Annotated in this window: 9 protein-coding genes and 1 tRNA gene; 5 read left to right on the top strand and 5 right to left on the bottom strand. The window is 36.0% G+C overall.

Annotation, left to right across the window (positions count from 1 at the left end; all coding sequences use genetic code 11):
* Window positions 1-32: 32 nt before the first annotated feature.
* From mgtE to serS, 5 genes are all read right to left on the bottom strand, one after another.
* Window positions 33-1,385, bottom strand: coding sequence for a magnesium transporter (gene mgtE / locus H602_RS0105395; RefSeq protein WP_026977103.1), 1,353 nt, complete (start codon window positions 1,383-1,385; stop codon window positions 33-35).
* A complete protein-coding gene (gene rsmA / locus H602_RS0105390; protein WP_026977102.1) occupies window positions 1,375-2,154 on the bottom strand; it encodes a 16S rRNA (adenine(1518)-N(6)/adenine(1519)-N(6))-dimethyltransferase RsmA in 780 nt (259 codons plus the stop codon). The genes mgtE and rsmA overlap by 11 nt, the downstream gene beginning before the upstream one ends.
* Window positions 2,155-2,237: 83 nt before the next feature.
* Window positions 2,238-2,549, bottom strand: a complete 312-nt coding sequence (locus H602_RS0105385; protein WP_026977101.1) for a DUF4286 family protein — start codon at window positions 2,547-2,549, stop codon at window positions 2,238-2,240.
* A gap of 18 nt (window positions 2,550-2,567) precedes the next feature.
* On the bottom strand, window positions 2,568-4,346 hold the full coding sequence (locus H602_RS0105380; RefSeq protein WP_026977100.1) for a tetratricopeptide repeat protein: 1,779 nt from the start codon (window positions 4,344-4,346) through the stop codon (window positions 2,568-2,570).
* A gap of 238 nt (window positions 4,347-4,584) precedes the next feature.
* The gene (gene serS, locus H602_RS0105375) at window positions 4,585-5,856 is read right to left on the bottom strand and encodes a serine--tRNA ligase (RefSeq protein ID WP_026977099.1); all 1,272 of its coding nucleotides are present in this window, start codon (window positions 5,854-5,856) and stop codon (window positions 4,585-4,587) included.
* A 170-nt stretch (window positions 5,857-6,026) separates the two neighbouring features.
* Here serS and H602_RS0105370 point away from each other — a divergent pair, with 170 nt between their 5' ends.
* The 5 genes from H602_RS0105370 to H602_RS0105350 form a co-directional block, all read left to right on the top strand.
* Window positions 6,027-7,037 (top strand): hypothetical protein, encoded by a 1,011-nt coding sequence (locus tag H602_RS0105370; protein ID WP_026977098.1) that lies wholly within the window; start codon window positions 6,027-6,029, stop codon window positions 7,035-7,037.
* A 114-nt stretch (window positions 7,038-7,151) separates the two neighbouring features.
* A complete protein-coding gene (locus H602_RS0105365; protein WP_026977097.1) occupies window positions 7,152-9,062 on the top strand; it encodes a M1 family metallopeptidase in 1,911 nt (636 codons plus the stop codon).
* A gap of 100 nt (window positions 9,063-9,162) precedes the next feature.
* A complete protein-coding gene (gene rseP, locus H602_RS0105360) occupies window positions 9,163-10,509 on the top strand; it encodes an RIP metalloprotease RseP (RefSeq protein ID WP_026977096.1) in 1,347 nt (448 codons plus the stop codon).
* A 310-nt stretch (window positions 10,510-10,819) separates the two neighbouring features.
* Window positions 10,820-10,893 (top strand) — tRNA-Asn (locus H602_RS0105355).
* Between the two features lie 61 nt (window positions 10,894-10,954).
* Window positions 10,955-11,190: GIY-YIG nuclease family protein (locus H602_RS0105350; RefSeq protein WP_026977095.1), on the top strand; the 236-nt coding region annotated here is incomplete at its 3' end.

The following is an 11,190-nucleotide window of genomic DNA, read 5'->3' as shown; positions in this document are numbered from 1 at the left end:
AGTGCAAAGTCAAAACACCAAAAAATAACAATTTAAAAACCAAGAACTGCTTTTGCAATGGAGAAATAAATTAAGATTCCACATATATCATTACTTGTGGTAATAAACGGTCCTGTGGCAAGTGCCGGGTCAACTCCAAATTTATCTAATAATAACGGAATAAATGTTCCAATTAAGGACGCGATAATAATTACAGATATTAATGCTCCCGAAACGATCATGCCTTCCACTAATTCAAGATCTAAAAGAAAATGTCCTCCGACAAATAATATGGACGCTAAAATTACTCCGTTCAGAAGACTCAACGTGATTTCCTTAATTAATCGGTTAAAAGTAGAGCCACTTAACGTATTATTTGCCAAACCTTGTACAATTATTGCCGAAGATTGGACGCCTACATTTCCTGCCATTGCCGCAACTAGCGGTGTAAAGAAAAACAATTTTCCGTGTTCTTCCATTGCTCCTTCAAACAATCCTAAAACGCGAACCGTAATAAATCCACCTAAAAGTGCTAGAACCAACCACGGCAATCGAGCACGTGTCAATTCTAAAATACTATCATCTGCTTCAACATCTTGCGAGATACCGGCTGCTAATTGGTAATCTTTGTCGGCTTCATCTTTAATTACGTCAAGAATATCATCAATGGTAATTCTGCCCACCAAACGTCCCAATTCATCTACCACCGGAATGGCCTCCAAATCGTATTTTTGCATCGTTCGTGCCACTTCAACATCCTCATCGTCAACTTTTGCAAAATTCAATTTCCGGATGTAAATGTCTTTAATCGGTGTTTTTGTAGACGTAGTCAACAAATCTTTTAAAGAAAGTCTTCCCTTTAAACGCTCGTCATCATCCACAACATAAATTGAATGTACGCGAGAAATATTTTCTGCTTGAATCCGCATCTCTTTGACGCAAGTCAAAACATTCCAATTTTCATTGACTTTTACCAACTCTTTGTGCATAATTCCACCCGCGGTATCTTCGTCGTAGCGCAACAAGTCCACGATGTCTTTGGCGTGTTCCACATCCTGCAGCTCGCTAATTACTTCCTCTTTAATTTGTTGAGAAAGTTCGGCAATAATATCTGCTGCATCGTTGGTTTCCAGTTCATCAAGTTCCTCCGCAATCTCTTTAGATGAAAGTCGAGATAAGATATTTTCCCTTAAATCTTCATCTAATTCTAATAAAATCTCCGCCGTCTTTTCACTGTCGAGGATTTTAAAAATATGCGTGGCATCGTCAAAATCAAGTTCATCCAGAATTTCTGCAATATCAGCATGGTGCAAATCGGTAAGCAAAAGTTCCAAATCTCGGTCGTTTTTGCTTTCGATTAACGCGGTTACTTGCTCTAAAAATTCTTTACTAACTTTAAACTGCATCGGCCTCTATTTTTAGGGTAATATTGATAAAATCTGCTACACTTAATTGTTCCGGACGAAGGTCAAAAATTTTATCTTGACGCAATTCATCTGAAAGCTCCATGGTTTTCAAACTGTTTCGCAATGTTTTTCTTCTTTGCTGAAAGCCCGTTTTCACAACTCTAAAAAACATCTTTTCACTACATGGCAATGAAAAATCTTCCTTTCGTGTCAGACGCAATACACCTGATTTTACTTTTGGTGGCGGGATAAAGACGTGCTCGTCCACGGTAAACAAATATTCAGCGTCGTAAAAAGCTTGAACTAAAACCGATAGAATTCCGTACGCTTTGGTTCCTTTTTTCTCACAAATTCTTTGAGCCACTTCCTTTTGGAACATACCTGAAAATTCAGGAATCTGTTTTCGCAATTCGAGTGCTTTAAAAACAATTTGCGTTGAAATATTGTACGGAAAATTACCAATGATGGCAAACTGTTTACCCTCAAAAACTTCGTTGATGTCGTACTTCAAAAAGTCTTTTGCAATGATCTTGCCGTGCAGTTTAGGATAATTTTCATTGAGGTAATCCACAGATTCATTATCAATTTCCACTACGTAAGTCGTCACAGGTTTTTCGAGTAAATATTTAGTCAAAACACCCATTCCTGGCCCAATTTCTAAAATATCTTCGTAGCCTTTCAACTGCAAAGTATCGGCTATATTTTTGGCAACTTCTTCGTCTTTAAGAAAGTGTTGTCCGAGGTGTTTTTTTGCTTTTACTTTTTCCATATTTCTTTTATTAGCCACAGATTACAAAGATTAAAATGATTTTTTTTCTGTAAAAATCATTTTAATCAGTGGCGAAAAATTTTTTAATGCTCTGAAATTACTTCTAATTCCGTTCTAAAAGACAACATTTTATCTCCAAATAAAGTCAGACCTTCGTCTCTCAATTTTGGCGCGTCTTCTGCATAATAACGCTCTAATGTTTCCTTTGAATCGGTAGTATATTGCACAGAATAGGTAATTCCGCCCATTTCCTCTTCAACCAAAACTTTAACCATTCTAGCATTGGTAAATTTTCCAGTGGCAAGAACTTCATTAATGTGTTTTTCTAGCATCCAATTCATCCACAAATCATGAATAGTTTCGTGAATATTTGTTGTTACATTATATATAATCATATTTGTGTTTTTTAAAAATTATGAATTATTATCGCCGCGTATCTCACGGAATTTTCTTCTTGCTTCAATAAAGTAAATACTATCTTGATGATTGAAAATCATTTTTTCATACAACGGTTTGGCTAAATCCGGCTGTTTTAATTGTTGCTCATAAATTTCGGCCGAAAAAAACAGCGCTTCATCCACATAAATTCCCTCTGCGTGAACGTCTAAAATTTGTTTGTACAACCGCAAAGCTTCGGTATAATTGCCAAGCTTTTCATTGATTTTACCCATTCGCAATAAAGTTACGGATTCAATTTCGTCGCCTTTATGTTCGGTCAAGATTTTTGTAAATTGGGCCAATGCCAAATCATTTTTGTTTTGGTACATCAAATAGTCGCCACGGGCAAATTTCTTCAAAGCCACTTGAGCCGAATCTGCCACAGTATTGTCATTGATTAACAAAAAATATTCCATTGCATCGTTTGCAATCAATTGGGTCGATGCCGATTTTAAAATCTTAAATTGACTTTGAGCCCATTGAAAATCACCCTGAAAATAACTCGTTTTTGCTACTTTCAAACTCGCTTCATGACCAATTTGATCGTTTTTTAAATCGTCTTCAATTTGAGAATAATAGATTAACGCTTGATTGTATTGCTCTTGCAAAAGCAAAATATCCGCCAGTTGCATTTTTAATTGAGCTTTTTGGTATTCATTCAATTGAAATTTGAGCGCATTTTTCAACACGTCCTTTCCCGCTTCTGGATCATTTAAATTAAAAGCCAAAAATGCCGCTTGCAGTTCTTGCAATGAAATGGTAAAGGGGCTTACGCCAAATTTTTTCAGCGCGATTTCCAAGTCGGTTTTGATTAAAACATACTCTTTGGCAGTAGATTTCTCAATTCGATTGCGCAGTAGAAATGCAGTGGCAAAAATCTGTAAATCGATATTTTCTGTGTTTTCTAAAACAAAATTGATGATGGATACCGCATCGTCATCCTGATTTTCTTCAATGGCCAATTCAGCTAAACTAACGATATTGGAAAACGATTCAGGATTTCTTTTGTAAATGGCTTTTTCTTGAATAAAGGCTTTTCCATACTCTTTTTGCTGGACAAAAAACCAACTTAAAAACTGATTCCAATATACGTCTTGACTTTTTTGAGTTCTTACAATCAATGCTTTTCGCAACCGATCGGCAAACGAGTCGTCACTCACTTCCATCATAAATCGAGAAAGGTAATTCTGAATATAAATGGTATTTTGAGGATTTTTCTCTCCGTCTTCCAAAAACTTCTCAATCATCAAATCGACTTTACCTTGTTGACCGTACAAAACGGCCATCTGCTGGTTAAAATTAAATTTTGGTTCCAAAGTCAAAGCTAGATTATATGCCTTTAAAGCATAATCCAGTACTGACTTTTTTTCAAAACTTGCTGCAATTGCATAGACATTTGAAGCATTATCATTTATTTTGTCAATGGCTTTATCGTAGAATTTTAAGGCATTTTTATCGTCTTTTTGCAACTGATAATTGTACCCTAATTCAATAAGAAGATTGGGTTGCTTGTACTTATCTAGCCGTTGTTGAATCAAATCTTGCGCTTTTTCAAATTGCGACAATTGTTGATAACACTCGACGGTTCTTTGAAAATAAGTGGAATTACCAGGCTGATTAGCAAGCAATTCTTCATACGAAACGAGTGCTTTTTCAAAATCACCTTTTTCAAAATAATTCGCAGCCAATTGCTCATTTTGGGCGAAAGCCAAAAACGTAAATAACGATAGAACGATGGCAAGAATTTTTCTCATAGGCTGTAAAAAGCAAAAAAAGTACTGATTGTTGAAAAGTAGTACTTTTTGTAATTTTTTAGAGTAAAGGTAACGTTAAAGTTTAGAGACAGTTCCTGATGAAGGTCCTATTAAATTTATTTTTACAATTGTCTCGCAAAGGTTCCAGGACGCAAAGAAAAAAGTTCTGCTTTGCGTCCTGGAACCTTTGCGAGATAAAAATTATTGATTTACAAAATAACAATAGAAAATTCTAATGCTAGTCAATGATATCAAATCCTGTATATTTTCTCAATACTTCTGGAATAACAATTCCTTCTGGTGTTTGATAATTTTCTAAAATACCCGCTAAAACCCTTGGCAAGGCTAATGAACTTCCGTTTAACGTGTGTGCCAATTGAGTTTTACCATTTTCGTCGCGGTAACGCAATTTCAATCGATTGGCTTGAAACGTTTCAAAATTAGAAACTGAGCTGATTTCTAACCAACGGTCTTGTGCCGTAGAAAAAACTTCAAAATCATATGTCAATGCTGAAGTGAAACCCATATCGCCACCACAAAGGCGTAAAATGCGGTACGGTAATTTTAATTCTTGCAAAATCTCTTTTACATGTTCTACCATTCCATCTAAAGCTTTGTAAGAATTATCTGGATGTTCGATGCGTACGATTTCTACTTTGTCAAATTGGTGCAAACGGTTCAAACCACGAACGTGAGCTCCATAAGAACCTGCTTCTCGACGGAAACAAGGCGTGTAAGCGGTATTTAAAACTGGTAATTCTTTTTCACTCAAAATTACGTCGCGGTACATATTTGTTACGGGAACTTCTGCTGTTGGAATCAAGTATAAATCATCCACAGTTGAATGGTACATTTGTCCTTCCTTGTCTGGTAATTGTCCTGTTCCGTAACCTGAAGCTTCGTTGACTAAATGCGGAACTTGCACTTCATTGTATCCTGCAGCGGTATTTTTATCTAAGAAATAATTGATTAAGGCACGTTGCAACTTGGCTCCTTTCCCTTTGTAAACCGGAAATCCTGCACCTGTAATTTTATTTCCCAATTCGAAATCGATGATGTCGTATTTTTTAACCAAATCCCAGTGCGGTTGTGCATTTTCATGCAAAACAGGAATTTCGCCTTCTTCAAAAGCAACTTCATTGTCTTCTGGCGTTTTTCCTTCTGGTACTAAATCAGATGGAAGATTGGGCAAGGTGTATAATTTTTGCAATAATTCTTCGGCTAAAGCATCTGCTTTTTCACCTAATTCTTTGCTTTTTTCCTTTAAAGAAACTGTTTTAAGCTTCAAGATATCTGCCTTTGCTTTTTCTCCTGATTTCATTAAAATACCAATGTCTTTGGATAATTTATTAGATTCGGATAAGGTGTTGTCCAACTCCACTTGGGTTGCGCGACGGTTCTCGTCCAAAGCCACTACTTCCTCCACAATCGTGGTAGCGTCCATATTTCTTTTGGCCAAAGCCTGAATTACTTTTGCTTGATTTTCTCTAATAAATGCGATTTGTAACATGTCTTGATTTTTTATACAGACGCAAATATAATTAGATATTTTGATAATTGGGTAATTAGGGATTGAAAGATAGAAGGATTGAAAGATTGAGGGATTTGAATGTTGAAATATAAGGTCATAATCGTTATATTTGACAGCATTTAGCACACCACTGTAAGCTTTTACATTCAATGAAAAATCAGATAAACACATTTCTAATTGTACTTTCAATCCTTTTTGTGGGCTGTAGCAGTAACAGAGAATTCCCCGAGGTTAAAAATCTTTCAAATTACAAAAACACCGAATTTGCACCAACATTAGAGCAAAAATTAAAGGATGATAAAAATGCTGTTTATTCTGCATCACTACTTTTCGCTTGGGATGAATTGCGCAATCAAATTAAAGACCCAATTGAAATAGGGAACGAATACCCCGATTTAATGGTACTTAATCAATCAGAATCTTTTCAAAACGTCCTTAAAGATGATGAGTATACTGTTTCTGCTGAAATTGAATCTGCCGAAATTAAAGTAACTGCTGCGTTTGACAAAAATTTACCATTTAAATTTGACTTGCAAAGCTTTACTAATAAATTAATTTTTGACGGACAAAAAGTAGCATCCTTTGGCGTTAATGGTTCTGACAAATACCAGATGCTAGAAAGTGTAAGAATTATCTACTACAAAAACGACAACAATTTTATCATTAAATTACTTCCGAAAGACAAAAACCACGAAATAGTATTATTTAAATCTGAAAAGAAATTCAGCACATTGATAGCAATGAATAATGAAATTGCAAGGTGTACTAAAATTGGACTTTCAGAAGAAAAAAATTCAAAATTATATTGGAAATATAGGTTTGAATACGAAGATGAATTGGTCATTCCTAAATTTAATTTCAACATTGAAACTGATTATCCTGTTTTTGAAAACAATAAACTAACAACAAAACTTGACAGCTATACGATAGAATCTGTTTTACAACGAACTGCCTTTATACTAGATGAAAGTGGCGCTAAAATTGAAAGCGAAGCAACTGAAGAAACTACAAGTGAAGAAGGTATTGCAGAAGAAGACATTAAAAAACCAAAAAAGATGCTTTTTGACAAACCTTTTTTGATACTTTTGAAAAGAACGGATAATAAAAACCCTTATTTTGCACTTTGGAATGCAAATGCTGAATTGATGACTAAAGAGTAATATTCAAATTCGCTTTCATTTAAAAGCGCCAAATGGAAACAAAACCTCCAAATAATACGTAAATAGACTAAAAGATATAAGGACTCCAACCTACAAAAAAATTTACCTCATTTTATGAAAAATATACTAGCATTACTACTACTTACAATTACCACCGCTTTTTCTCAAACAACTCCCCATACCACTCATGCCATTGCAGAAGCAGAAATGAAATCGGCTTCGAATACTATGAATTTCGTTGCAAATCCCAATACATTGAATTACGATGTAACGTATCAGAAATTAGAATTTACTGTAAATCCAGCCGTTTATTTCATCAACGGAAAAGTGACCACTACGTTCAAAGCATTATCTGCAATGAGTAGTGTGACTTTTGACTTGACCAATAATTTAACGGTAAGCTCCGTAAAACAAAATAATGTAGCCGTAAGTTTTTCGCAAACAGCCGAAGAGTTGCAAATTACGTTGCAAAACACGCTTGCTGTTGGAAATTCTACTTCAGTAGAAATTACGTATTCAGGTGCGCCATCTACAGTCGAAGCTGCATTTACTATTTCGACTCATTCTGGAACACCTATTTTATGGACATTGTCAGAACCTTATGGAGCGCGAGACTGGTGGCCTTGTAAACAAGATTTAAATGATAAAATAGATGCCATTGATATTTACATTACTGCACCTGCAACGTATGTGAGTGTGGCAAATGGACTGGAAATTTCAAAAGTGACAAATACGAATGGCACAAAAACAACACGCTTTTCGCATAATTATCCCATTCCGGCCTACTTAGTGGCTATTGCCGTTACCAATTACCAGGTTTTTACACAAACTGCAGGAACTTCACCAAGCACATTTCCTATAGTAAATTATTTATATCCAGAAAGTTTTACCTCGGCGTCCAACAGTTTAGCGGTCACCTTGCCTATTATGAATTTATTTGAAAATTTATTTGAAGCGTATCCTTTTGCTGCCGAAAAATACGGTCATGCTCAATTTGGTTGGGGCGGCGGCATGGAGCATTCCACCGTTTCATTTATGGGTAGTTTTGGCAGGGAGTTAATTGCACATGAATTGGCGCATCAATGGTTCGGGAATAAAATAACGTGTGGTTCTTGGAATGACATTTGGTTGAACGAAGGTTTTGCAACGTATTTATCCGGTTTGGTAGTTGAAAATTTAGATGGAAATACACAATTTAGAAGTTGGAAAAGTGGCTTAACTACCAGTATTACCAGTCAGAGTAGCGGTTCTGTGTATGTTCCAGAATCGGACGTTACGAATGTCAATCGCATTTTCAGCAGTCGTTTGAGTTATAATAAAGGAGCGATGGTAGTGAACATGTTGCGTTTTAAATTAGGCGACACGAACTTCTTTCAAGGCATGAAAAATTATTTGGCAGATGCCAATCTTGCCTATAAATATGCACAAAGTACTGATTTAAAATCGCACTTGGAGGCGGCTTCAGGACTGTCATTGACCGAGTTTTTTAACGACTGGGTTTACGGCCAAGGTTATCCGAGTTACTCATTTCAAATTCAAAATTTAAGCAGCAATCAAGTTCAAATCATTGCAAGTCAATCCCAGTCGCATCCATCGGTATCATTTTTTGAAATGCCCGTTCCCGTGCGGTTGGTAGGAGCGAATGGTGAACAGCAAGATGTAGTTTTAAATCACATTAACAACAATCAAATTTTCATTGAAAACGTGCCTTTTACTGTGACTTCCGTAGTATTTGATCCTGAAAAACAATTGATTTCAAAAAACAATCAAGTTACCTTAAGCAGTGGTGCATTTGAGCAAAATACCGCAATTCGTTTGTATCCAAATCCTACGTCTTCGGCACTGAATTTGCAGTTGCCCGACGGAATGAAGATTGAGCAGGTGTTATTTTACAATGCATTAGGCCAGCTCATTTCCTCATCCAATCAAACTTCGTGGGACGTCAGTGCTTTTGCTAATGGCGTTTATTACCTTAAAGTGGTTAACGATTCTGGTGCCAAAACTTTTACCTTCATCAAGGTATAAAAGTATTAACAAACATTTACAGCAGGTCAAAAACTATTAGCGTAAAAATAATGCAGAAAACATTACTTTTGTGCGTTATTTAAAAATCTTAAATTAAGAAATGGAATTACTTATTAAGCTTTCTCAATTTTTATTGAGCTTATCTTTACTAATTGTTTTACACGAATTAGGACACTTTATACCGGCGAAATTATTTAAAACTAGAGTAGAGAAATTCTATTTGTTTTTTGATGTCAAATATTCGCTTTTCAAGAAAAAAATAGGTGGAACAGAATACGGAATTGGATGGCTGCCACTTGGTGGTTACGTGAAAATATCCGGTATGATTGACGAAAGTATGGATACCGAAGCGATGGCCCAGCCTCCACAACCTTGGGAATTTCGATCAAAACCAGCTTGGCAACGTTTAGTCATAATGTTAGGTGGTGTAACTGTAAACTTTATTTTAGCCTTTATCATTTACATTGGTATGGCTTGGGGTTATGGCGATTTGTACATTAATAACAGTGATGTAAAAGACGGTGTTTGGGTCACAAATCCTGTGGTAGAAAAAATCGGATTGAAAACTGGTGATAAAATCTTAACTGTAGACGGCGAAGAAGTAAAGCAGTTTCACGATTTAAATGCTAAATTATTTTTGGCAAGTGAAGTTGAAATTGAGCGCGATGGCGTACGCAAGACCATTGATTTTCCAATAAATTTTATTGATAAAATGTTTCAGGGAGAGCGATCTCCTGTAGTAGAATTGCGAATCCCTTTTGTAGTAGTGAATCCTGAAGAAAATTCAGTGAATGCAAATGCAGTTCGAGCTCGAGATATTGTGGTAAGTTTTAACGGACATCCTGTTAAATACGCAGATGAAGTGTTAGCACAAGTTGACAATTTAAAAGGCAAAACGGTTCCAGCAATCGTAAAGCGTGATGGAAAAGAAGTTCCCGTTCAACTAACCGTTACTGATAGTGCGAAAATGCAAATTGTTTATGCGGGAAGAGTTGGCGCTACTAATCTTGAAAAATTAGGCACGTACCCAATCCAGCGTCAGCAATATAGTTTTGGAGAGTCCTTTGGCGTAGGAATTGAAAAGGGAGTTGACCAGCTTTCTAGCTACGGCGGACAGTTAAAAGCTATTTTCAATCCAAATACAGGCGCCTATAAAGGTGTAGGTGGTTTTAAAGCCATATTTGACATTTTTCCTGAAGAATGGTCGTGGCAAACCTTTTGGAGCATCACTGCACTATTGTCAATTATGCTTGGCGTTATGAACTTATTGCCTATTCCAGCGTTGGATGGCGGACATGTTATGTTTTTATTATACGAAATTATTAGTGGTAAAAAACCATCTGACAAATTCCTAGAGAACGCACAAGTTGTTGGTTTTGTTTTACTTATAGCACTAGTACTTTTTGCAAATGGAAATGATATTTATCGGGCAATTATCAGCAAGTAAAAAAAATTAAAAAAAATTTCAAAAACGCTTGGAGAAACCAAATTTAGCCCTATATTTGCACCGCTTTACAAGTGAAACAAACGTCACTTATTAACACTGAAACGGCAAGTAAAATTGCTCAAGTTAAAAAAGCATAAGTTCTAAAGTACAGTATTGAAAATATAGTAACCTGTAAGGTTATTCCTCTTAGCTCAGTTGGTTAGAACATCTGACTGTTAATTGAGTCCCGATAGCTATCGGGATTGGTTCGAGCTGAGAAATTTAAGTACTATAATTGATATTTTGAAAATACAGTAACCTATACGGTTATTCCTCCTTAGCTCAGTTGGTTAGAGCATCTGACTGTTAATCAGAGGGTCCTTGGTTCGAGCCCAAGAGGGGGAGCAAATCAATCCTGATCAGAAATGGTCGGGATTTTTTGTTTTAAAAAATTAGGTTATTTAGCATGCATACCGTTTATATCTTGCACTCAGAAAAATTAAATCGGTATTACATCGGTTACACTTCTAATATCGATGTTAGACTAGATTTCCACTCCAACGACAGCCAAACAAGAAAGTTTACCTATAAAGCCGACGACTGGAAATTATATTTAAGCATTAATTGCTCTTCTAAGCCTCAGGCATTGGCCATTGAAAAACACATTAAGGCAATGAAAAGCAAAACCTACATTGATAACCT

Source organism: Flavobacterium tegetincola DSM 22377 (assembly GCF_000425485.1).
Taxonomy (GTDB): domain Bacteria; phylum Bacteroidota; class Bacteroidia; order Flavobacteriales; family Flavobacteriaceae; genus Flavobacterium; species Flavobacterium tegetincola.
Note: the sequence above shows the minus strand (reverse complement) of the source record. Positions and strands in the feature narration are given on the sequence as shown.